Here is a 23340-nt window from a genome sequence, read left to right on the forward strand (position 1 = left end):
CACGACGAGGGGCCCCGGGCACACCGCCCGGGGCCCCTCGTCGTCGTCGCCGTCGCTCAGCCCTCGTCGTTCGCTCAGCCCTCGTCGCCCCCGGCGTCGTCCCCTGCCTCGTCGTCGGAGGACCGGCGGGCCGGCAGCCGCACGAGGGAGCGCCAGTGCCGGCGCCCCTCCTCGGGCAGGAGCAGGGCCCGGACGCGGTCCGAGCGCCGCCGTCGCCCGAGCGCCGCCCGCCACACGGTGGACGCGTCGTCCTGGACGTCGGGGAGCTCGGCACCGGGGCGGGCGTAGCGGGCGCGCTCGAGGGTCGCGACGACGCGGCCCAGGGCGGCGTCCTCGTCCGGGGTGAGGTAGGCGGCCCGGCCCAGCTCGTGCGAGGCCTGGCGCGGGGTCGACCCCTCGCCCGGCACGATGCCGATGTCGCCGAGGCGCGAGAGCAGCGACTGCCACTCGGCCTCGACCCGCTCGGCGTCGTCGCGTGCGCGGCGCCGAGCCCGCCGGCGGGCCAGCCAGGCACCGAAGGGGGTCAGTGCGGCGAGCACGAGCACGGCCAGGACGCCGCCGAGGGTGGCCGCGTTGCGCCGCACGAGGTCGAGCAGGCCCGTGGCGGCGCCGGTCGAGCCGGGGTCGCTCGGGTTGTCGGCGGTGACGTCGCCGGTGGGACGCGGCGCGCTCGACGCGGACGGTGACGCCGACGACGACGGCACCGGGACGGCGCTGTTCTCGGGGGCGCTGCTCTCGCGGGTGTACAGCGGCGAGATGCCGCTGCGGACACCGGGCGTCGGCTCGAAGCGCATCCAGCCGAGGTCGGGGAAGTACAGCTCGGGCCACGCGTGGGCGTCGCTGACGCGCACGACCCGCTCGTCGCCGTCGATCGCGCCGGGGAGGAAGCCCACGGCCATCCGCGCCGGGATGCCCGCGGCCCGTGACAGCATGATCATCGCGCTCGCGAACTGCACGCAGTACCCGCGCTTGCTGTCGAGGAAGCGCAGCAGCGGCTCCTCGGGGCGCTGGCCGCCCGCGGTGTCGTCGGCGAGGTCCTCGGAGTAGGTGAAGGTCGGGCCGCGCAGGTAGTCCTGGATCTTGCGCGCCACCTCGAGCGGCGAGTCGCCGGAGGCCGTGACCCGGTCGAGCAGGGCCCGGATCTCGTCCTCGGAGCGCGGCTCGAGCGCCAGGTCCTCGGAGTCGGGGGCGGCGCCGCCGGGCGTCGCGCCGAACTGGGCGGCCGACGGGGCCAGCTGCTCGTACTCGACGGTGTACTCGGGCACCGAGGCGGTCAGCTCGACGAGCCCGGCGCCGGTGACCCGCCACGAGCCGGTGGGGAACGGGGTGCCGAGCGGGTTGGCCGGCATCGCGACCTGGGGGAGCCCGACCGACGAGGACGAGACGGTGATCTTCTCGGTGGTGCGGCGCACGTCGGGGGTCGCCGAGGACCCGGGCAGCCGCCCGTCGAGGGGGACGAAGGTGACGTCGGAGGAGGCCTGCCAGCGACCCCGCCGGTAGCTGTCGAGCAGACCGACCCGCAGCGGCTCGGGGTCCTCGGAGGTCGTCGTGTACGTGATGACCGGGTCGCTGGAGCGGTCGGCGAGGTCACGGGCGATGTCGATGCTCGTCGAGAGCCGCACCGAGCCGCCGTTGCCGCGGGCGCCGTCGCCGCGCGCGAGGCCGTCGGCGATGAAGGTGGTCGGGAAGTGGGGGACCAGGCCCGGGAGGACGACGGCCGCCGCGAGGGCGACGACGCCGACCATCCGGCCGACGGTGGCGAACGAGCTCGCCGGGTCGGTGTCGCTGCGGCCGCCCGGTGCCGCCGTGCCACCCCAGGTGCGCAGCGACCGCACGCCCTGCCGCCCGACCATCGCCAGCCAGGCCAGGGCCGGGGCACGACGAGCCACGCCGCGAGCCCGGTGCCCGTGTTCGTCGCCGACGCGAGGTAGGCGCCGAGCAGCGGGAGGCCGGCCAGGGCGGGGCTGCGGTAGCTGACGGCCACGGCGTCGGTGGCCAGTGCGGTGAGGCCGATGAGCAGGCTGATGGCCAGGGTGGTGCCGCGGTCGGCGGGCGCGGGGGCGCTGTAGGTGGTGACCGTCGTGTAGGCGTCGGTGAGCAGGACCCCGAGGGCGTGCAGGGTGTCGGGCACCGGCACGACGTTCTTCCAGAGGTGCCCGCCCCCGTGGACGAGCGCGACCCCCTCGAAGAGGACGAGCGCCTGCCCGGCGACGACGAGCGGGCGGGAGGTCGTCACCATCCGCAGCAGGCCGCCCGCCACCGCGACGAGCGCGACGAGGAAGGCGCTGGGGCGCACCCACGCCGCCGTCGGGGTGAAGAGCTCGGTGAGCGGGAAGGTGACGCAGAGCGTCGCCACCGCGGCCAGCGCGGCGTCGGCGGGGCGGGCGCGGTTCACCGGGCACCCACCAGTGCGCTCGACACGACGCTCGTCCAGGCCTCGGCCGGGCCGGTGGCGGCGTCGACGACCGTGGTGAGCCACCCCGAGGCGCGCAGGGTGGCCGCGGTGGCCTCGGCGACGTCGTTCGCGGCCGGGTCGCGCCGGCGCGAGCGGGACCCGCCGAAGCTGCCCGGCTCGACGACGAGGGCGACCCCGCTCGAGCCGGGCTGGCGCAGGGCGGCGAGGGTGTGTGCGTCGTCGTCGCCGAGCGGGCCCCCGACGTAGACCACGAGCCCGCCCTGACCGGTGAGGGCGCTGGCGTCGTGGAGCACCGAGCGCATGTCGTCGGTTCCGCCCAGCCGGACCCGGGCGAGGGTGTCGAGCGCCCGCTCGACGGTGGAGTCGTGGCGGGTGCCGGTGTCGGTGCCCGGATCAGCGGTCAGCAGGTGCACGGCGTGGGCGCCCTCGACGAGGTGGGCGGTGACCGACGCCGCCGTGGTGACGCACCACTCGAGCGAGCTCGAGCGGCCGGAGCCGCCGTGGCCCTCGGCCCGGGAGTCGAGGAGGACGACGGCCCGGCGCTTGGCCGGCCGGTCCTCCTGGCGGACCATGAGGTCGCCGGTGCGGGCCGTGGCCGGCCAGTGGATGCGGCGCAGGTCGTCGCCGTCGCGGTACTCGCGCACCGTCTGGTCGTCCTCGCCGTGCAGGGCCACCATGTGGGGGATCGAGCCCTCGCTGCCGATGCCGCTGCCGAGCGAGCGGCCGGCCGTCAGCGGCACGACCCGGGGGAGCACGACGACCTCCGCGTGCCCGCTGACCGCCGCGGTGCGCAGGGTGAGCCCGAACGGGTCGCGCACGCGCACCTGCAGCGGCCCGACGCGGTGCACGCCGCGCGTGTGCGAGCGGACCGTGTACTGCACCTCCTGCGTGACCCCGCCGCGCAGCGCCGGCAGGACGAAGCGCGGCCGGTCGCCGAGGGCGTAGTCGATCGACTCCTCGGCCATGAGGATGGGGGTGGCCGAGGTCTCGGTGTTGCGGACGCGCACGGTGACGACCGAGCGCTGGTCGATGGCCACGCGGCCCGGGGCGACCGAGCGCGACACCTCGAGGTGCAGCCCGTGCCGGCGCACGATGACGAGCGAGGCGACGGTGAGGGCCAGCAGGAGCACACCGACCCGGGTGACGTCGTGCTGCCCGAGGAGCACCCCGGCGAGGACGAGCACGACGCCGCTGCCGGCGAACGAGGCTCCCCGGGTGGTCAGCGTGCGGCGCAGCGCGTACACGGGCGGGTCAGCGCGTGGGGGCGGGCACGCGCACCCGCTGGAGGAGGTCGCCGAGGACGTCGGCCGTGCTGCGCCGGGCCATCTGCGTCTCGCCGGTGGGGATGAGCCGGTGCGCCAGCACGGGGACCGCGATCTGCTGGACGTCGTCGGGCAGGACGTGGTCGCGGCCGGACAGGGCGGCGTGGGCCCGGCTGGCGCGCAGCAGGTGCAGCGTGGCCCGGGGTGAGGCGCCGAGCCGCAGGGCGGAGCTGGAGCGGGTGGACCCGACGAGGTCGACGATGTACTGCCGCACCGCCGGCGCGGCGTGCACCTGGCGCACCGACTCGACCATCTGCGCGATGGTGGCGGCGTCGGTGACCGGCCGGAGGGACTCCAGCGGCGAGACCCCGCCGTGCAGCTCGAGCATGTCGAGCTCGGAGCGCGGCGAGGGGTAGCCCATCGAGATGCGGGCCATGAACCGGTCGCGCTGGGCCTCGGGCAACGGGTAGGTGCCCTCCATCTCGATGGGGTTCTGGGTCGCCATGACGAGGAAGGGCCGGGGGAGGGTGTAGGTGGTGCCGTCGACGGTGACCTGCCCCTCCTCCATCGACTCCAGGAGGGCCGACTGGGTCTTCGGCGAGGCCCGGTTGATCTCGTCGCCGACGACGACGTTGGCGAAGATCGCGCCGGGCCGGAACTCGAAGTCGCGCACGTCCTGGTTGAACACCGAGACGCCGGTGATGTCGCTGGGCAGCAGGTCGGGGGTGAACTGCACGCGGCGCACGGAGGCGTCGATGCACCGGGCGAGGGTCTTGGCGAGGAGGGTCTTGCCGACACCCGGCACGTCCTCGAGGAGCAGGTGACCCTCGGCGAGCAGGACGGTGATCGCCGTCCGCACGACGGGCTGCTTGCCCTCGATGACCGAGTTCATCGCGGTGGCCAGCTGGCTGGAGACCTGGAGGACCTGGTCGAGGCCGGCCCCGCGGGTGCTCGCGGCGGTCGTCGTGCGGGGGTCGTGCTCGAGGTCGCTCACGGGGGTCCCTTCGTCGGCTCGTCCCCCCCAACGCACGGCGGAGTGGACTGGTGCCCTCATCGTGCATCACGGACCGGCCGCGGGGGAGGGGTACGGCCGCGACGATCCCCGACGCGTCGACGCCGGACGTGCCCAGCGAGCCGGATCCCCACCGCGCCCCACCCCCGTCCCCACCGCGCTCCACCGGTGCCTCCGCAGCCGCCGTCCAGCGGGGTCGGACGGTGACGTCCGGGCCGTCGGAGGGTGTCCTCGGATCCGGCAGGACGTGTGCGGCGCGATCCTCCCCACTTCGCTCCACCGCTTCTGAACTGCATCAATGGGAGAATCAGACCGGCAATTGTGCTAAATCCGTGACGGATGGGGGCAGCGGTGGAGTAAAGTGGAGCGCACCGGAGGTCGAGGGAAGCTCCGGACGGGTCGAGGAGGTGGCGTCGTGGACGAGTTCCTCGGTACCCACACGCCCCGGCTCGACGACAAGGGCCGCCTCTTCCTCCCCGCCCGCTTCCGCGGTGCGCTCGCCGACGGGCTCGTCGTCACCCGCGGCCAGGAGGGCTGCCTCTACGTCTTCCCCACCTCGGAGTTCCACCGGATCTCCCAGGAGATGCAGTCGGTGTCGGGCTCGACCAAGGGCGTGCGCGACTTCATCCGCGTCTTCCGCGCCAGCGCCCACCCCGACACCCCGGACAAGCAGGGGCGGGTCACCGTCCCGGCCGCGCTGCGCGCCTACGCCGGTCTCGACAAGGAGTGCACGGTCATCGGCAACGGCCCGCGCCTCGAGGTCTGGGACACCACGCGCTGGAGCGAGTACCTCGAGCAGGTCATGCCGGCGTACTCGGCCTACTCGGCCGGCACCGAGGAGGTGGTCCCCGGCCTCTGAGCGCGCCACCGCAGACCCGCCCACCGCACGACCGCAGCACCGACCCGACCGCCGGCCTCCAGCCGACCCGACCGCCGGCCTCCAGCCGACCCGACACCCGACGCGACTTCCCCCGCGCCGGGCGCGGATCGGATGGGGACCAGCCGCCGGGTCGACCCGCACCCGCACCACCCGCACCCGCACCCGCACCACCGCACCCCCGAGACCCGTGAAGGAGTGAGATGACCAGCAGCCGAGGCGACGCCGGCGACCGCCACGTCCCCGTGCTCCTCGAGCGCTGCGTCGACCTCCTCGCCCCGGCCCTCGAGGCGCCGGGCAGCGTCTGCGTCGACGCCACCCTCGGGATGGGCGGGCACACCGAGGCGATCCTCACCCGCTGCCCGGCCGCCCGGGTCATCGGCCTCGACCGCGACCCCGAGGCCATCGCCCTGGCGAGCGAGCGGCTGGCCCCCTTCGGCGACCGGTTCACCGCCGTGCACGCCGTCTACGACGAGGTCGGCGAGGTGCTCGACGAGTACGCCGACGGCACGGCGCGCGGCATCTTCTTCGACCTCGGGGTCTCCTCGCTCCAGCTCGACGAGGAGGACCGCGGGTTCGCCTACCGCCACGACGCCCCGCTCGACATGCGGATGGACCAGTCGCAGGGGATGACCGCCGCCGACGTCCTCAACACCTACGAGCACGGCGACCTGGCCCGGGTCCTCAAGACCTACGGCGAGGAGCGGTTCGCCGGCCGGATCGCCTCGGCCGTTCTGCGCGAGCGCGAGAAGGAGCCGTTCACCACCTCGGCCCGGCTCGTCGAGGTGCTGCGCTCCGCGGTCCCCGCCGCGTCGCAGCGCACCGGCGGCCACCCCGCGAAGCGCACCTTCCAGGCGCTGCGCATCGAGGTCAACGCCGAGCTCGCCGTGTGGGAGCGGGCCGTCGACGCCGCCGTCGAGGCCCTCGCCCCGGGCGGGCGCCTCGTCGTCCTCTCGTACCACTCGCTCGAGGACCGCATCACCAAGCAGGCCCTCACGCGGGGTGCGCGCAGCCGGACGCCGGCGGGCATGCCCGTCGAGCTGCCCGAGCACGCGCCGTACCTGCGGCTGCTCACCCGCGGCGCGGAGGTCCCCTCCGAGTCCGAGCAGCACACCAACCCCAGGTCCGCCTCGGCCCGCCTCCGGGCCGCGGAACGTCTCTCGCCGAACGGAGTCCCCGCATGAGCCAGCACGCGACGGCACGGCCCCAGGCCCGCCCGTCGGCGCGCCGCGCCACGACGCCGACGCCGCGCCGCCTGCGCGTCGTCGCCCCGACCGCCGCCGAGGGGAACGGGTTCTTCCTCGCGCTGTGCATCGCGCTCGTGCTCGCCGGCTTCGTCGGGGTCCTCGTCCTCAACACCGCGATGGCCAAGGGCTCGTTCACGATGCGCGACCTGCAGCACCGGTCCGACGAGCTCGCCGACACCCAGGACGACCTGCGCCACTCCCTCGACGCCGTCTCCGGCCCCGGACCGCTCGCGCAGGAGGCGCGCGACCTGGGCATGGTGCCGGCCGAGACGCCGGCCTTCCTCCGGCTGGCCGACGGCAAGGTCATCGGCGTGGCGCAGAAGGCCCGCGCCGACGCCACGTTTAGCGTGGTCACCGAGTCCTCCGCCGGGGCCCGTCCCCCGGCGAAGACCCCCGCCACGACACCGCCCAGCCGCTGACGACCGCCAGGACGCACTCCCCGTGACCGCACCGAAGAAGCCGCCGCAGCGCCCGCGCGCCGGACAGCCGCGCCGCCCGGCGACCGAGCGGGGAGCGCGCCCGGGCACCACGACCACGCGAACCGGTGCACGCCCGACGAGCTCCTCGACGGCGGCCCGCAAGGCCTCGACGGCTCCCCGCAAGCCCGCGGCGGCGCCGGGTCGCCCGACCCCCGGCGGCGCCCCACCACGGCACCGACGGGTGGCGGCGCCGGCCGCCGTCCCGCGTCCCGCGCGGTCCAGGGTCCCGGCCCGAGCCCGCGCCGGCGGATGCGGGCCCTGACCGTCGCGACGATCTTCGTGCTCAGCGTCTTCGGGGCCCAGCTCGTCCGCATCCAGGGCCTCGACGCCAGCGCCGTGGCCGCCGAGGCCGAGAGCAAGCGCGTGACGGCGCAGATCATCCCGGCGATGCGCGGGCAGGTCGTCTCCGCCGACGGCACCGTCCTCGCCTCGAGCGTGGTGCGCGAGGTGGTCGTCGCGAACCAGCAGGCCGTCTGCACCTTCCGCACGAAGAAGTCCACCTGCGCCCCGGAGACCTCGGACGCCGCCGTCCAGGCGGCCGCCGAGAAGCTCTCGCCGCTGCTCGGCACCCCGGTGAGCGAGCTCGTGACGCAGCTCTCGGGCACCTCGAAGTACCGGATCCTCAGCAAGGACGTCACCCCCCTGACCTGGAACCGGATCGACGCGCTCGGCATCCCCGGCATCGCCCGCGATCGCCGCGAGACCCGGTCCGAGCGCACCTACCCGCAGGGCACGACCACGGCCGCGCTCGTCGGGTACGTCACCGACGACGGCACCCCCGGCGGCGGCGTCGAGCTGATGGCCGACAAGCAGCTGCAGGGCACCCCCGGGAAGCAGACCTTCGAGGTGGGCCAGGACGGCACCCCCATCCCCGCCGGCCTGAGCAGCACCACGCCGGCGGTCAACGGGCGCGACGTGCACCTGACCATCAACTCGAGCCTCCAGTGGTACGCCCAGAACGCCCTCGCGCAGCGGATCAAGGAGACCAAGGCATCCGCCGGCACGGTGGTCATCATGGACGTCAGGAGCGGCAACCTGCTGAGCGTCGCCTCCTACCCGACCTTCGACCCCGACACCGACGTGGGCAAGAAGGGCGCCCACCTCGACAACAAGGCGTTCTCCGACGCCTTCGAGCCGGGCTCGACCGCCAAGATCATGACGATGGCCGCCGCGCTCGAGGAGAAGACGGTCACGCCCGAGACGCCCGTCGTCATCCCGAACCGCCTGCCGCGCTTCGACATGCGGTTCAAGGACAGCCACGAGCACCCGACGCAGTACCGGACGGTCGCCGGCACGCTCGCCGAGTCGAGCAACATCGGGACGATCCTCGTCTCCGAGACGCTCAAGCCCTCGACCCTGGAGTCCTACTTCCGCAAGTTCGGCCTCGGGTCCCGCTCGGGCGTCGGGTACCCCGGCGAGTCCGCGGGCCTGCTCCCGAAGTCCGACACGTGGAGCGGCACGAAGAGGGCCACGGTGGCCTTCGGGCAGGGCATCTCGGTCACCGCCATCCAGGCCGCCTCGGTGTTCCAGACCATCGCCAACGGCGGGGTCCGGGTCACCCCGCGCCTCGTCGACAGCCTCACCGCGGCCGACGGCAGCCAGAAGACCCTGCCCGCCTCCAAGGGCACCCGGGTCGTCTCGGAGGACACCGCCAGCAAGGTCGGTCAGATGCTCGAGGGCGTCGTCAGCCCCGACGGCACGGCCGAGGAGGCGCAGATCCCGGGCTACCGCATCGCCGGCAAGACGGGGACCGCCGAGTACTACGACGCCTCGGTCGGCAAGTACCGGGGCAAGACGGCCAGCTTCATCGGGTACGCACCGGCCGACGACCCGCAGATCGTCGTCGCGGTCATCGTCCAGAAGCCGACCTACCCCTTCTTCGGCGGCTACGTCGCGGGGCCGGTGTTCAAGGACGTCATGACCTACGCGCTCCAGGAGCTGAAGATCCCGCCGACCGGCAAGAAGTCGCAGCACCTCCAGCTCGAGGTCGACCCGGCCGAGGCGCTGGCCGACCCCGACGTGCTGCGTGACGGCAAGAAACAGCCCAAGCGGTAGGGTCGTCCGGATGGCTTCTCCCCGGCCGACCTCGCCCCGACGCACCCCGCTCCGGGAGGTCTCGACGCTCATCGGGGCCGCCGACCCCGCGTCGGACGCCGTCGTCACGGGCGTCACCCTCGACTCCCGCGCGGTGCGCCCCGGCGACCTCTACGCGGCCCTGCCCGGCTCGCGCGCGCACGGTGCCGACTTCGGTGCACAGGTGGCCGAGGCCGGCGCGGTCGCGGTGCTCACCGACCCCGCGGGCGCCGAGCGGCTGGCCGCCGCTGGGGTCGACCTGCCCGTCGTCGTCGTCGAGGGTCCGCGGACCGTGCTGGGTGCGGTCGCGGCTCGCGTCTACGGCACCGAGGACCTGCCGGTGCGGATGGTCGGCATCACCGGCACCAACGGCAAGACGACGACCGCCTACCTCGTGCACTCGGCGCTCACGGCCCTCGGCCACGAGGTGGGGCTCATCGGCACCGTCGAGACGCGCATCGGGGAGGAGCGGGTCGGCAGCGTCCGCACCACCCCGAGGCCCCCGAGCTGCACGCGCTCCTCGCGGTGATGGCCGAGCGCGGCCTCGACACCTGCGTCATGGAGGTCTCCAGCCACGCGCTGGCGCAGCACCGGGTCGACGGCGTGGTCTACGACGTCTCGCTGTTCACCAACCTCAGCCAGGACCACCTCGACTTCCACGACGACATGGACGACTACTTCGCCGCCAAGGCCTCCCTGTTCACCCCCGAGCGCTCCCGGCGCGGCCTGGTCTGCGTCGACGACGCGTGGGGGAGGCGGCTCCTCGAGGAGGCGGGCGTGCCGGTCGAGTCGATCGGGCACGCCGACGACGCCGCGTGGCACGTCGGGGCCGACGGTGACGACCCGGCCGGGTTCCGGCTCATCGGGCCCGCCGGGGTCGACCTGCACCTGAGGTCGAGCCTGCCGGGGGACTTCAACGTCACGAACACCGCGATGGCCGCCGCCACCCTCGTCCTCGCCGGCGAGGACCCCGTGCGCGCCGGGCAGGCGGTGCTCGCAGACCCGCACGTCCCCGGCCGGATGGAGCGGGTCGAGCTCGACGAGGTCCCGTCCGGCGACCAGCCGCTGGCCGTCGTCGACTACGCGCACACCCCTGACGCCATCGCCGCAGCCCTGCGTGCGCTGCGCCCCACGACCGCCGGCACCCTCGTCTGCGTCACCGGAGCCGGCGGCGACCGCGACCGCGACAAGCGCCACGCGATGGGGGCCGCCGCCGCCGAGGTCGCCGACCTCGTCGTCGTCACCGACGACAACCCGCGTTCGGAGGACCCCGCCGCCGTCCGCGCCGCCGTGCTCGAGGGCGTCGAGTCCGTGCGGGCCGGGGGGCGCGAGGTCCGGGTCGTCGAGGTCGGTGACCGGCGCCGCGCGATCCGCGAGGCGGTGGCCGCCGTGGCCACCGAGGGCGGGTCCGCCACGGTCGCCGTCGTCGGCAAGGGCCACGAGAGCGGCCAGGAGGTCGGGGGGGTGGTGCACCCGTTCGACGACCGCGACGAGCTGCGCGAGGCCCTGCGGCGGGCCCTCGGGGTGGTGGCGCCGTGATCCCGATGACCCTCGCCGAGGTGGCCGCAGCCACCGGCGGGCGGCTCGCCGGGGTCTCCGACACCGAGGCCGCCGCGCTGGTCGTCGACGGCCCCGTCGTCACCGACTCCCGCGAGGCCGGGCCCGGTGGGCTCTACGTCGCACGGGTCGGCGAGCACGCCGACGGTCACGACTTCGCCTCCGCCGCACTGGGTTCCGGGGCAGTCGCCGCCCTGACCTCACGTCCGCTGCTCGGTGTGCCCTGCGTCGTCGTCGACGACACCCAGGAGGGCTTCGCCCGGCTCACCCGCGCGGTCGTCGACGCGCTGCCCGGCCTGGCCGTCGTCGGCATCACCGGCTCCTCGGGCAAGACGAGCACCAAGGACCTGCTCGGCACCGTGCTCTCGACCGCCGGGCCGACCGTGGCCCCCGTCGGCTCGTACAACTCCGAGGTCGGCGTGCCGCTCACCGTCTGCCGCGTCGAGCGGGACACCCGCTTCCTCGTCGTCGAGATGGGCGCCCGCGGCGTCGGGCACATCGCCTACCTCGCCCGGATGGCGCCGCCGCGCGTCGGGGTCGTGCTCAACGTCGGCACCGCCCACGTCGGCGAGTTCGGCTCGCGGGAGGCCATCGCCCGGGCCAAGTCCGAGCTGCCCGCCGCGCTGCCCGCCGACGGTCTCGCGGTCCTCAACGCCGACGACCCCGCCGTGCGCGCGATGGCCGCGGTCACCACCGCACGGGTCGTGCTCGTCGGGGAGGCCGACGACGCGCAGGTGCGAGCCGCCGACGTCACCCTCGACGACTCCGGCCGGCCCTCGTTCACCGTGCACACCACCGCCGGGTCGCGCGCCGTCCGGCTGGGGCTCGTCGGCCGCCACCACGTCGGCAACGCCCTGGCCGTCCTGGCCGTCGCCCTCGAGCTCGGCCTCGGCCTCGACGCCGCCTGCGACGCCCTCGAGGCCGCCCGCCCGGTGAGCCGGTGGCGGATGGAGGTCGTCGAGCGCGCCGACGGCGTCACCCTCGTCAACGACGCCTACAACGCCAACCCCGACTCGATGCGCGCCGCGCTCTCGGCGCTCGAGCGGATGGGGAGGGCCGGCGCACCTGGGCCGTCCTCGGGACGATGCTCGAGCTCGGGGAGGAGTCGGCCGCGATGCACGCCGAGGTCGGCGCCGAGGTCGTGGCCCGCGGGGTCGACGAGCTCGTCGTCGTCGGGGCGGCGGCCGACCCCATCGCCGACGGCGCCCGGGCGGCCGGCGGGACGACGCGCGTCCGCTCGGTCACCGACGCGGACGCCGCCGAGGCCCTCCTGCGAGAGGAGCTCCGGCGCGGCGACGTCGCCCTGTTCAAGTCCAGCCGCGACGCCGGTCTACGGTTGCTCGGAGACCGACTCGCCACGACCACCGAGGAGCAGCAGACGTGAAGGCCGTGCTCATCGCCGCCGTCGTGTCGCTGGTCCTCGCGCTCTTCGGCACCCCCACCTTCATCCGCTTCCTCGTGAAGAAGGGCTACGGCCAGTTCATCCGCGACGACGGGCCCACGTCGCACCACACGAAGCGCGGCACGCCGACGATGGGCGGGGCGGTCATCGTCCTGTCCTCGCTCGCCGCCTACGCCGTCGCGCACGTCGTCACCGGCCAGCTGCCCTCGGTCAGCGGCGTCCTCGTGCTCTTCCTCATGGCCGGCATGGGCCTGGTCGGCTTCCTCGACGACTACATCAAGATCTCCAAGCAGCGCAGCCTCGGCCTGCGCTCGGGCCAGAAGCTCGCCGGGCAGACCCTCGTGGCGGTGCTGTTCGCCATCGCGGCCCTGCAGTTCCCCAACGAGTCCTTCCGCACGCCGGCCTCGACGGCGGTCTCGTTCGTGCGCGACACCCCGGTCAACCTCGCGTTCTCCGGCACGGTCGTCGGCGTCATCCTCTTCGTCATCTGGGCCAACGTCATCGTCGCCGGCACCTCCAACGGCGTGAACCTCACCGACGGCCTCGACGGCCTGGCCACCGGCGCCTCGGTGATGGTCTTCGCCTCCTACGTGCTCATCGGCATCTGGCAGTTCAACCAGAACTGCCAGTGGAACCCGGGCACCAAGTGCTACGAGGTGCGCGACCCGCACGACCTGGCCATCGTCGCGGCCTGCGGGATGGGCGCGTGCTTCGGCTTCCTCTGGTGGAACGCCTCACCGGCCAAGATCTTCATGGGCGACACCGGCTCGCTGGCCCTCGGCGGCGGACTCGCCGGGCTGGCCATCCTCACCCGCACCGAGCTGCTCGTCGTCGTCCTCGGCGGCCTGTTCGTCACGATCACCCTCTCCGTGATCATCCAGGTCGCGTCGTTCAAGACCACCGGGAAACGGGTGTTCAAGATGGCACCGCTCCAGCACCACTTCGAGCTCCTCGGGTGGCAGGAGGTGACGATCGTCATCCGGTTCTGGATCGTCGCCGGCCTCTTCGTCGCGCTCGGCCTCGGGTTGTTCTACGCCGAGTGGGTGGTGGGCGCCGGATGAGCGCCGGGTCCGCCCGCACCGGCGCGCTGACCCACCGCGACGCCGACTGGTCGGGCCTGCGCGTGCTCGTCGCGGGCCTCGGGGTCAGCGGGTTCGCGGCTGCCGACGCCCTGCTCGAGCGGGGCGCGCAGGTGGTCGTCGTCGACGCCGCCGAGCCCGCCGAGGGCTCGGCGATGTCCGAGCGCGCGCGCATCCTCGACATCCTCGGCGCGGCCCTGCGGTACGGCGAGGACGCCGTCGCGGCGCTGCCCGCCGAGCCGCTCGACCTCGTCGTCACCTCGCCCGGGTGGCGGCCCGACCAGCCCCTGCTCGCCGCGGCCGCCGCGGCCGGGGTGCCCGTCTGGGGCGAGGTCGAGCTGGCCTGGCGGATGCGTCCGCTCGAGGGCGCGGCACCGTGGCTCACGGTCACCGGCACCAACGGCAAGACCACGACCGTGCAGCTGCTCACCGCGATGCTGCGGGCTGCCGGGCTGCGCGCGTGCAGCGCCGGCAACGTCGGCACGCCCATCCTCGAGGCGGTGATGGACCCCCAGCCGTTCGACGTCATCGCCGTCGAGCTCTCGAGCTTCCAGCTGCACTGGTCGCACTCGATCGCGCCGCGGGCCTCGGTGTGCCTCAACGTCGCTCCCGACCACGTCGACTGGCACGGGTCGCTCGAGGAGTACGCCCGCGCCAAGGGCCGGGTCTACGAGAACACCGAGGTCGCCTGCGTCTACAACGTCCAGGACGAGCGGACGCGGCGCCTCGTCGAGGAGGCCGACGTGCAGGACGGCTGCCGGGCGGTCGGCTTCACCCTCGGAACCCCGGGGCTCTCCGAGGTGGGCCTGGTCGACGACGTCCTCGCCGACCGCGCCTTCGTGCCCGAGCGGCGCACCTCCGCCGCCGAGCTCGGCACGCTCGACGACCTGCGGGCCGACCCCGACGCACCGCCGCCCGCACCGCACCTCGTCGCCAACGCCCTCGCCGCCGCCGCACTGGCCCGCGCCCACGGGGTGCCACCGGCCGCCGTCCGCCAGGGGATGCGCGACTTCGTCCCCGAGCCGCACCGCATCGCCGACCTCGGCACCGTGCGCGGGGTCCGGTGGGTCGACGACTCCAAGGCCACCAACCCGCACGCCGCGCAGGCCAGCCTCGCGGCCTTCGAGCACGTCGTCTGGGTCGCCGGCGGCCTGCTCAAGGGCGCCGACGTCGACGAGCTCGTCGCCGGTGCGGCACACCGGCTCCGGGGCGTCGTCCTCATCGGACGTGACCGTTCGGCCATTTCCGAGGCGCTGGCCCGACACGCGCCGGATGTCCCCGTCGTCGACGTCGCCCGAACGGACACTGGAGCCATGGACGCCGTGGTGTCGCACGCCCTCGACCTCGCCCGGGAGGGCGACGTCGTGCTGCTCGCGCCCGCCGCCGCGTCGATGGACATGTTCGCGAACTACGGTGCGCGCGGCGACGCCTTCTCTGCGGCGGTGCGGCGGCTCACCGGGCAGGGGTAGCCCGTGACGTCCGCGACCGCCCCGGCCCGTGGGACCGGCAGCGGGTCCTCCCGGCTGCAGGCCTGGGCCGCCCGGCTCGACTCGCCGGTGACGACCTACTACGTCCTGGTGTTCCTCACGGTCGCCCTCGTCGTCTTCGGGCTGATCATGGTGCTCTCGGCGAGCGCGATCACCTCGCTCGAGGAGAACCGCTCGGCCTACACGATCTTCACCACCCAGGCCGTCTACGCCGTCATCGGCGCGGTCGCCCTGGCCGTCACGTCACGCATCCGCCCGGGGGCCTGGAAGCGGCTCGCCGTCCCGGTCCTCGTCGTCGGCATCATCCTGCAGATGCTCGTCTTCACCCCGCTCGGCGGGTCGTTCCAGGGCAACCGGAACTGGCTCTTCCTCGGGCCGATCAGCGTCCAGCCGTCCGAGGCGATCAAGGTGGGGCTGGCCCTGGCCGGCGGTGCGGTCCTCGCGAAGAAGCGCAAGCACCTGCGCTCGCTCGGCCACGTCCTCGTGCCCTACCTCGTCCCGCTCGTCGCGGCGGCCGTGCTGGCCGTCGCCCTCGGCCACGACCTCGGCACCGTCATGGTGCTCGGCGCCATCGTCGCCGGGGTGCTCTTCTCCGCCGGCATCCCGCTCAAGTGGTTCGCCATCGCCGGCGTCCCGTTCATCGGCGCGGTCGTCGCCTTCGTCGTGACCAGCCCCAACCGCCTCGGCCGCTTCGACGTCTGGCTGGGTCGCGACACCGACCCCCACGGGGCCGCACGGCAGTCGATCCACGGGCGCTACGCCCTGGCCGACGGCGGCTGGCTCGGGCTCGGGCTCGGGCAGAGCCGCGAGAAGTGGGGCCGCCTGTCGGAGGCGCACAACGACTTCATCTTCGCGATCATCGGCGAGGAGCTCGGCCTCCCGGGCACCCTCGCGATCCTCGCGCTCTTCGCGGCCTTCGCGTTCGCCTGCTACCGGCTCGTCAGCCGTTCCGACGACTTCTTCGTCCGGGTCGTCACGGCCGGGGTCATGACGTGGGTCATCGTCCAGGCGCTCATCAACATCGGCGCGGTCATCGGCCTGCTGCCGGTCATCGGGGTGCCACTGCCCCTCGTGTCCTCCGGGGGTCCTCGCTCATCACGACGATGGGCGCCTTCGGCATCCTCCTGTCCTTCGCGCGCAGCGAACCGGGCTGTCGCGAGGCGCTGTCCGCGCGGCCGTCGTCGCTGCGCCGGTCGCTGTCCGTCGTCTCCGGGGCCGTCCGCGGGCGCAGGGGCACCTCGTGAGCGCAGCCGTCCCGGCGTCCGTGCTCCTCGCGGGCGGGGGACGGCCGGGCACGTGTCCCCGTTGCTGGCCCTGGCCGACTGCCTGCGCCGGCGCGACCCGTCGGTGCGCGTCACGGCGCTCGGCACGGCCGAGGGCCTCGAGGCGCGGCTGGTGCCCGAACGCGGCTACCCGTTGCTCGAGGTGCCGCGGGTCCCGTTCCCGCGGCGGCCGAACGCCGCGGCCCTGCGGCTGCCGGGCAACCTCCGGCGCGCCGTCGCCGCCGCCGAGGCGGCCATCGAGTCGACCGGAGCCGAGGTGGTCGTCGGGTTCGGGGGCTTCGTCTCCTCGCCCGCCTACCTCGCGGCGAGGCGGCGTCGGGTGCCGATCGTCGTCCACGAGCAGAACGCCCGCCCGGGCCTGGCCAACCGGCTCGGCGCGCGGTTCGCCGCCGAGGTGGGGGTCACCTTCCCCGGCACGCCGCTGCGCGGGGCCACCGTCACCGGCATGCCGCTGCGTCGCGAGATCGCCACCCTCGACCGTGCCGCCCACCGGGCCGAGGCCCGGGAACGGTTCGGGCTCACCGACGCCCCCACCCTGCTCGTCACCGGCGGGTCGCTCGGCGCGGCCCGGCTCAACGGTGCGTTCTCGGCATCGGTGGCCGCCCTGTCGGAGGCCGGGGTGCAGGTCCTGCACGTCGCCGGCACCGGCAAGGAGTTCGACCCCGGGCCGGTCCCGGGGGCCCCCTACGTCGTCCTGCCCTACTGCGACCGGATGGACCTCGCCTACGCCGCCGCCGACCTCGTCGTGTGCCGCGCCGGGGCCGGGACCGTCTGCGAGCTGACCGCCGTCGGGCTGCCGGCCGTCTACGTTCCGCTGCCGGTCGGCAACGGCGAGCAGCGGCTCAACGCGGCGCACGTCGTCGCGGCAGGTGGCGGGCTCCTCGTCGACGACGCGGCGGTCGACGCCGCGTGGGTCCGCTCCACCGTCCTGCCCCTGGCCCTCGACGCCGAGCGGCTCGGGGCGATGTCCACCGCCGCGGCGTCCGTCGGGGAGCGGGGCGGCGACGAGCTGCTCGCCGACCTCGTCGTCCGGGCCGGGGGGCGCTGAGCCGTGGCCGTCACCAACCCCCGGTTCGACCTCGCCGCACCGGTTCCCGCCTGGGACGCCCTCGGCGCCGTGCACCTCGTGGCCATCGGCGGCGCGGGCATGTCGGCCGTCGCTCGGCTGCTGCTCGCCCGGGGCGTTCGGGTCAGCGGGTCCGACTCCGCCGACGGCCCGCTCCTCGACGCGCTGCGCGAGGCCGGCGCCACGGTGTGGGTCGGTCACGACGCCGAGCACCTCCACGGCGTCGACACCGTCGTCGTGTCCTCGGCCGTGCGCGAGGACAACCCCGAGCTCGCGGCGGCCCGCGCAGCGGGTCTGCTCGTGCTGCACCGCTCCCAGGCCCTCGCGGCCCTGCTCACGGGCTCGCGCGCGGTCGCGGTCGCCGGCGCCAACGGCAAGACCTCGACCACCGCGATGCTCGTCGTCGCGCTCACCGAGGCCGGCGCCGACCCGTCGTTCGCCTGCGGGGGAGAGGTCGCCCAGCTGGGCACCAACGCCGCCCTCGGCAGCGGCGAGGCCTTCGTCGTCGAGGCCGACGAGAGCGACGGCACGTTCGTCGTCTACCGGCCCGAGGTCGGGGTCGTCACCACCGTGCAGCCCGACCACCTCGACTTCTACGGGAGCGCCGAGGCGGTGGCGGAGGCCTACACCGAGTTCGCCGCCACCGTCGGCGACCTGCTCGTCGTCAGCACCGACGACCCCGGCGCCCGGACCCTCGCCGAGGCCGAGCGGGCCCGCGGGCGTCGCGTCGTCACCTTCGGGTCCGCCGAGGACTCCGACCTGCGGCTGGGGGAGAGCGTCGCCGAGGGGCTCGGCACGCGGACGGCCGTCGAACACCACGGCACGCCGTACGAGCTGGTCCTCGCCGTCCCGGGCGCGCACAACGTCGCCAACGCCGCCGCCGCCCTCCTCGCCGCGGTCGACGGCCTCGGGGCCGCCCCGTCCGCCGTCCTGCGCGGGCTGGCCGGGTTCACCGGCGCCCGGCGCCGGTTCGAGGTCCGTGGCGAGGTCGGCGGTGTCACCGTCGTCGACGACTACGCGCACAACCCGGCCAAGGTCGCGGCCGTCGTCGGCACGGCCGCCGGGGTGGTCGCCCGGGCCGGCCGCGGGCGGGTGCTCGTCGTCTTCCAGCCGCACCTCTACAGCCGCACCCGCGACTTCGCCGGGGAGTTCGCGAAGGCCCTCGCCCCGGCCGACCACGTCGTCCTCCTCGACGTCTACGGCGCCCGCGAGGCGCCCGTGCCCGGTGTCAGCTCGGCGCTCATCGGCGACCCGCTCGTCGAGCTCCCCGGCCGGCGCCGCGTCGACGTCGGGCTCGGTCGCGAGGCCGCGGTCGCCACCCTCGTCGCCGCGGCCGCCCCCGGCGACCTCGTCCTCACCGTCGGGGCCGGCGACGTCACCGCCCTCGGCGCACCCCTGCTCGACGCCCTGGCCGCCCGAGCGGAGGAGTCCCGATGAGCCACACCGCGACCCGCGGCCCCCGGGGCCTGGAGTCCTCGGCCACCCGCTTCCGCGAGCGGGCCATCGCCCGACGCCGCCGGCCCTGGCGCCGGGCCCTGTCCGCCCTGCTCGCCGTCGCGCTCGTGGCGGGCGCCGGGTGGGTCGTCGGCTGGACCGGCCTGCTCGGGGTCCACGACGTCGAGGTCGCCGGGGTCACCGGGGCCGAGGCGCAGGCCGTCGAGCAGCTCGTCCGCGTCTCCGAGGGCACGCCGCTCGTCCGGGTCGACACCGCGGCCGTCGAGCGCTCGGTGCGGGCCCGGGTCACCGTCGCCGAGGTGTCGGTGCGCCGGTCCTGGCCGCGCACCCTCGTCGTCGACGTCGTGCCGCGCGTGCCGGCCATCGTCGTCAAGGGTCCCTCGAAGTCCCTCGACGTCGTCGACGCCACCGGGGTCTCCTTCGGCCGGGTGACCAAGGCGCCGAAGGGCGTGCCGGTCGTCACCGCCACGGGCAGCCGGGCGATGACGCCCGAGGCCCTCCAGGCCGCACTGGCCCTGCTGCGCGACCTGCCCGAGGACCTCGCGAAGGACGTCTCGGCCGTCACCGTCAGCAGTGCCAACCTCGTGACCTTCACGATGCGCCGGCACACCGTGGTCTGGGGCGGCGAGGACGAGGCCGACCTCAAGATCCGGGTCCTGCGCGCCCTGCTGACGACGACGGCGAAGGTCATCGACGTCAGTGCTCCGGACACCCCCGTGACCCGCTGAGACCCCTGGTGCGCGTGGGGCCGATGGGGCCGGTGTGACCCGGCCTGAGAGGCATGACAGGATTTGCGTCGCGGGATGTCGCGACACGCCACGCGGGAGGGTGCAGCAGCCCCGGGCGGGACGTAGCGTCACCCCATCGAGAACCGTGACCGAACCGTAACCCTGTACCTGAGGTCGAGGGTTGCACCGGTCTCCTGCACGCCGTGACCGACATCGGAAGGCCGTACCCGTGGCATCACCCCAGAACTACCTCGCCGTCATCAAGGTCGTCGGCATCGGCGGCGGAGGTGTCAACGCCATCAACCGGATGATCGAGGTCGGCCTCAAGGGCGTCGAGTTCATCGCGGTCAACACCGATGCGCAGGCCCTCCTCATGAGCGATGCCGACGTCAAGCTCGACGTCGGCCGCGAGCTGACCCGCGGCCTCGGCGCCGGCGCCGACCCCGAGGTCGGCAAGAAGGCCGCCGAGGACCACGCCGAGGAGATCGAGGAGGTCCTCAAGGGGGCCGACATGGTCTTCGTCACCGCCGGCGAGGGCGGTGGCACCGGCACCGGTGGCGCCCCCGTCGTGGCCCGCATCGCCAAGGGCCTCGGCGCCCTGACCATCGGTGTGGTCACCCGCCCCTTCACCTTCGAGGGCCGTCGCCGCGCGAACCAGGCCGAGACCGGCATCGCCGCGCTCCGCGAGGAGGTCGACACCCTCATCGTCATCCCGAACGACCGGCTGCTCTCGATCAGCGACCGCGGCGTCTCGATGCTCGACGCGTTCCGCTCGGCCGACCAGGTGCTGCTCTCGGGTGTCCAGGGCATCACCGACCTCATCACGACGCCGGGCCTGATCAACCTCGACTTCGCCGACGTCAAGTCCGTCATGTCGGGTGCCGGCTCGGCGCTCATGGGCATCGGCTCGGCCCGTGGCGAGGACCGCGCGGTCCAGGCCGCCGAGCTGGCCATCTCCAGCCCGCTCCTCGAGGCGAGCATCGACGGCGCCCACGGTGTGCTGCTCTCCATCCAGGGCGGCAGCGACCTCGGTCTCTTCGAGATCAACGAGGCCGCGCGCCTCGTCCAGGAGGCTGCCCACCCGAGGCGAACATCATCTTCGGTGCGGTCATCGACGACGCGCTCGGCGACGAGGTCCGGGTCACGGTCATCGCGGCCGGCTTCGACGGCGGCGCCCCCATCCGTCGGGCCGACGACCGCGCCCTCGGCACCATCCAGGGCCGGCCGGCCACCCCGCCGCCGCCCGCCGTGCCCTCGACGCCGGCCGCCCCGCCGAGCCCGGGAGCGGCCCCGGCCGCTCCGGTGCAGGCGCAGGCTCCGGTCCCGGCCTCGACGCCGTTCCCGACCCCCGTGCACGACAGCACCCCGACGCCGTCGCGCACCGAGCACCACTCCGACGAGGCGCCCGTGCGCACCGAGCGCGAGTCGACGCCCCCGAGCCGGCCCGCAGCCAGCCGCCGCGCACGGTGACCTTCGACGAGAACGACGACCTCGACGTCCCGGACTTCCTCAAGTAGGAGCCGTTCCCGCCCGCGTCTACGGTGGGTCCGTGTTCACCTGGGACGAGACGAGCAACGGGGCCCGCCGGGCGCTCACCGGCCGGCCCGGGGGCGTCAGCCGCGGACCGTGGGAGGGCCTCAACCTCGGCCTGCACGTCGACGACGACCCCGGCGACGTCGCCGAGAACCGGCGCCGGCTCGGGGCCGCGGTGGGGCACCCGGTCGTCTGGATGGACCAGTGCCACGGCGCCGAGGTCGCGGTGGTCGAGGCCGTTCCCGACGTCGCGCCGCAGTGCGACGCGCTCGTGACCACGGCGCCCGACCTGGCCCTCGCCGTGCTCGTCGCCGACTGCGTCCCCGTGCTCCTCGCCAGCGCCTCCGGCGTCGTCGCGGCGGTGCACGCCGGCCGGCCCGGGATGGTCGCCGGCGTCGTGCCCGCCGCCGTCGCCGCGATGCGTGGGCTCGGTGCCGACGCGGTCGACGCCGTCGTCGGGCCGTCGGTGTGCGGGCGCTGCTACGAGGTGCCCGCCGAGATGCGCGCGGCGGCCGCCGCCGTCGAACCGGTCAGTGCCACCGTGTCGTGGACCGGCACGCCCGCCGTCGACGTCGCCGCCGGGGTCGTGGCCCAGCTGCGTGCGCTGGACGTCGGGGTCACCTGGGTGCCGGGCTGCACCCGGGAGAGCCCGGACCTGTTCTCGTACAGGGCCTCTCACGTCACCGGCCGGTTCGCCGGGGTCGTCGCGAGGGCGTCGTGACGTCGCGACGTGACGAGCTGGCCGCCCGGCTGGCCGCCGTGCGCGAGCGGGTCACCGCCGCCTGCGAGGCCGCCGGACGCCCCGACGAGCCGACCCTCGTCGCCGTCACGAAGTTCTTCCCCGCGAGCGACGTCGACCTGCTGGCCGGGCTCGGTGTCACCGACATCGGCGAGAACCGCGACCAGGAGGCGTCGGCCAAGGTCGACGAGCTGGCCCACCGCGACCGCCTGACCGTCCACTTCATCGGGCAGCTGCAGAGCAACAAGGCCGGCTCGGTCACGCGGTACGCCGACGTCGTGCACTCCCTCGACCGCGCCAAGCTCGTCGGTGCCCTCGACCGGGGCGCCGAGCGTCACGGGCGCACCCTCGACGTCCTCGTCCAGGTGGGCCTCGACGACGACGCCGGACGCGGGGGAGCGCCGCCCTCCGAGGTGGCGGCCCTCGCCGACGCCGTCGCGGGCAGCGAGCACCTGCGGCTGCGCGGGCTGATGGCGGTGGCACCGCTCGGGGCGCCCCCGCGGCCGGCCTTCGCCCGCCTGCGCGAGCTCGCGGAGCGGCTGCGCGCCGACCACCCGGACGCCACGTGGCTCTCGGCCGGCATGAGCGCCGACCTCGAGGACGCCGTGGCCGAAGGGGCGACACACCTGCGTGTCGGGTCGGCAATCCTCGGATCTCGTGAGTCACACCGGTAACTTCAATCACGACGCACGGCCCTGACCGACGGGCCCGACGACCGAGGAGCACGTGATGGCTGGCGCGCTGCGCAAGACGATGGTGTACCTGGGCCTCGCCGAGGACCAGGGCCACTACGACGACGAGTACTACGACGGCTACGACGAGCCCGAGGTCGAGGAGCGCGCCGAGCGCACGGAGCACCGCGGGGCCGAGGTCACGCCGCTGCCCACCCGCCGCCCGGTGGCCGAGGTCGTCCGCGGTCACGACGCCGGCAGCGTCTCGCGGATCACGACGATCCACCCGCGCACCTACAACGAGGCCAAGACGATCGGGGAGAACTTCCGCGACGGCGTCCCGGTCATCATGAACCTCACGGACATGAGCGACGCCGACGCCAAGCGCCTCGTCGACTTCGCGGCCGGCCTCGTCTTCGGCCTGCACGGCTCCATCGAGCGGGTCACCTCGAAGGTCTTCCTCCTCTCGCCCGAGACCGTCGAGGTCAACGCCGAGGAGGGCCCCGTGGCCGTCACCGGCCGGAGTGTCTTCAACCAGAGCTGACGCCGGACCCGGTCACGGCCCGCACGGGTCGATCAGTCACACTGCCTCCATGCGCGCCGTCTTCGCCGTCCTCGCCTTCGTGGTCTTCCTGTACCTCGTCGTGCTCATCGGCCGGGTGGTCTTCGACTGGATCCGCATCTTCGCCCGCGAGTGGCGTCCCCGCGGGCCGGTGCTGCTCGTCGCCGAGCCGGTCTACACGCTCACCGAGCCGCCGCTGCGCGCCCTGCGCAAGGTGATCCCCCCGCTGCGGATCGGCGCCGTGTCGGTCGACCTGTCGTTCATGGTCCTGTTCGTCGGTGTGATCATCCTCCAGCTCGTGCTGTCCGGGCTGGCCCGCTGAGGGCTTCCGTCCGCCCGGCGTTCGTCACTTCCGACCACATCTGTCACGCCAGCCCCGCCACCGGGTAGTCTGTCGAACCGGACCCCGACG

The 23340-nt window shown here is 74.6% G+C and carries 16 protein-coding genes and 3 pseudogenes; 16 read left to right on the plus strand and 3 right to left on the minus strand.

Translation table 11 applies throughout. The features are described 5' to 3' along the window. Window positions 1–74: 74 nt before the first annotated feature. From G7075_RS04865 to G7075_RS04875, 3 genes are all read right to left on the minus strand, one after another. Entirely contained in the window at window positions 75–1889 is a 1815-nt protein-coding gene (locus G7075_RS04865; RefSeq protein WP_166119431.1) for a transglutaminaseTgpA domain-containing protein, read from the minus strand. A gap of 502 nt (window positions 1890–2391) precedes the next feature. Then, window positions 2392–3660: a DUF58 domain-containing protein gene (locus G7075_RS04870; RefSeq protein ID WP_166119434.1), complete on the minus strand. Its 1269-nt coding sequence runs from the start codon at window positions 3658–3660 to the stop codon at window positions 2392–2394. A gap of 7 nt (window positions 3661–3667) precedes the next feature. Then, on the minus strand, window positions 3668–4732 hold the full coding sequence (locus tag G7075_RS04875) for a MoxR family ATPase (RefSeq protein WP_166119436.1): 1065 nt from the start codon (window positions 4730–4732) through the stop codon (window positions 3668–3670). Window positions 4733–5105: 373 nt separating this feature from the next. Between G7075_RS04875 and mraZ the strand changes: the two genes are divergently transcribed. The 16 genes and pseudogenes from mraZ (at window position 5106) to G7075_RS04960 (ending at window position 23250) form a co-directional block, all read left to right on the plus strand. Continuing rightward, complete coding sequence (gene mraZ, locus G7075_RS04880) at window positions 5106–5549, plus strand: division/cell wall cluster transcriptional repressor MraZ (protein ID WP_166119438.1); 444 nt, start codon at window positions 5106–5108, stop codon at window positions 5547–5549. Between the two features lie 221 nt (window positions 5550–5770). Beyond that, window positions 5771–6751, plus strand: coding sequence for a 16S rRNA (cytosine(1402)-N(4))-methyltransferase RsmH (gene rsmH, locus G7075_RS04885; RefSeq protein ID WP_166119441.1), 981 nt, complete (start codon window positions 5771–5773; stop codon window positions 6749–6751). Further along, entirely contained in the window at window positions 6748–7233 is a 486-nt protein-coding gene (locus G7075_RS04890; RefSeq protein ID WP_166119443.1) for a hypothetical protein, read from the plus strand. The genes rsmH and G7075_RS04890 overlap by 4 nt, the downstream gene beginning before the upstream one ends. Window positions 7234–7542: 309 nt before the next feature. Then, entirely contained in the window at window positions 7543–9348 is a 1806-nt protein-coding gene (locus tag G7075_RS04895; protein WP_166119446.1) for a penicillin-binding protein 2, read from the plus strand. 10 nt (window positions 9349–9358) lie between these two features. After that, window positions 9359–10905 (plus strand): annotated as a pseudogene (locus G7075_RS04900) (UDP-N-acetylmuramoyl-L-alanyl-D-glutamate--2,6-diaminopimelate ligase). Beyond that, a pseudogene (murF, locus tag G7075_RS04905) lies at window positions 10902–12307 on the plus strand (UDP-N-acetylmuramoyl-tripeptide--D-alanyl-D-alanine ligase). The pseudogenes G7075_RS04900 and murF overlap by 4 nt, the downstream one beginning before the upstream one ends. After that, entirely contained in the window at window positions 12304–13386 is a 1083-nt protein-coding gene (gene mraY, locus G7075_RS04910) for a phospho-N-acetylmuramoyl-pentapeptide-transferase (protein ID WP_166119448.1), read from the plus strand. Before murF ends, mraY begins: the two are co-directional and overlap by 4 nt. Next, entirely contained in the window at window positions 13383–14873 is a 1491-nt protein-coding gene (murD, locus tag G7075_RS04915) for a UDP-N-acetylmuramoyl-L-alanine--D-glutamate ligase (protein ID WP_166119451.1), read from the plus strand. Before mraY ends, murD begins: the two co-directional genes overlap by 4 nt. 3 nt (window positions 14874–14876) lie before the next feature. After that, window positions 14877–17222 carry an undecaprenyldiphospho-muramoylpentapeptide beta-N-acetylglucosaminyltransferase gene (gene murG, locus G7075_RS22460; RefSeq protein ID WP_371814180.1) on the plus strand — a complete coding sequence of 782 codons (2346 nt, stop codon included), beginning with the start codon at window positions 14877–14879 and terminating at the stop codon, window positions 17220–17222. Window positions 17223–17225: 3 nt separating this feature from the next. Next, window positions 17226–18677, plus strand: a complete 1452-nt coding sequence (gene murC, locus G7075_RS04930) for a UDP-N-acetylmuramate--L-alanine ligase (protein ID WP_240917894.1) — start codon at window positions 17226–17228, stop codon at window positions 18675–18677. Beyond that, window positions 18674–19423: a cell division protein FtsQ/DivIB gene (locus tag G7075_RS04935; RefSeq protein WP_166119456.1), complete on the plus strand. Its 750-nt coding sequence runs from the start codon at window positions 18674–18676 to the stop codon at window positions 19421–19423. The genes murC and G7075_RS04935 overlap by 4 nt, the downstream gene beginning before the upstream one ends. Before the next feature lie 229 nt (window positions 19424–19652). Continuing rightward, window positions 19653–20893: pseudogene (gene ftsZ / locus G7075_RS04940) on the plus strand (cell division protein FtsZ). Between the two features lie 79 nt (window positions 20894–20972). Continuing rightward, window positions 20973–21677 (plus strand): polyphenol oxidase family protein, encoded by a 705-nt coding sequence (locus G7075_RS04945; protein ID WP_166119458.1) that lies wholly within the window; start codon window positions 20973–20975, stop codon window positions 21675–21677. Then, window positions 21674–22369 carry a YggS family pyridoxal phosphate-dependent enzyme gene (locus G7075_RS04950; protein WP_166119461.1) on the plus strand — a complete coding sequence of 232 codons (696 nt, stop codon included), beginning with the start codon at window positions 21674–21676 and terminating at the stop codon, window positions 22367–22369. The genes G7075_RS04945 and G7075_RS04950 overlap by 4 nt, the downstream gene beginning before the upstream one ends. A 55-nt stretch (window positions 22370–22424) precedes the next feature. Continuing rightward, on the plus strand, window positions 22425–22910 hold the full coding sequence (locus tag G7075_RS04955; RefSeq protein ID WP_240917895.1) for a cell division protein SepF: 486 nt from the start codon (window positions 22425–22427) through the stop codon (window positions 22908–22910). A gap of 49 nt (window positions 22911–22959) precedes the next feature. Then, window positions 22960–23250, plus strand: coding sequence for a YggT family protein (locus G7075_RS04960; RefSeq protein WP_166119464.1), 291 nt, complete (start codon window positions 22960–22962; stop codon window positions 23248–23250). Window positions 23251–23340: the final 90 nt, after the last annotated feature.

Source organism: Phycicoccus sp. HDW14 (genome assembly GCF_011383005.1).
Taxonomy (GTDB): domain Bacteria; phylum Actinomycetota; class Actinomycetes; order Actinomycetales; family Dermatophilaceae; genus Phycicoccus.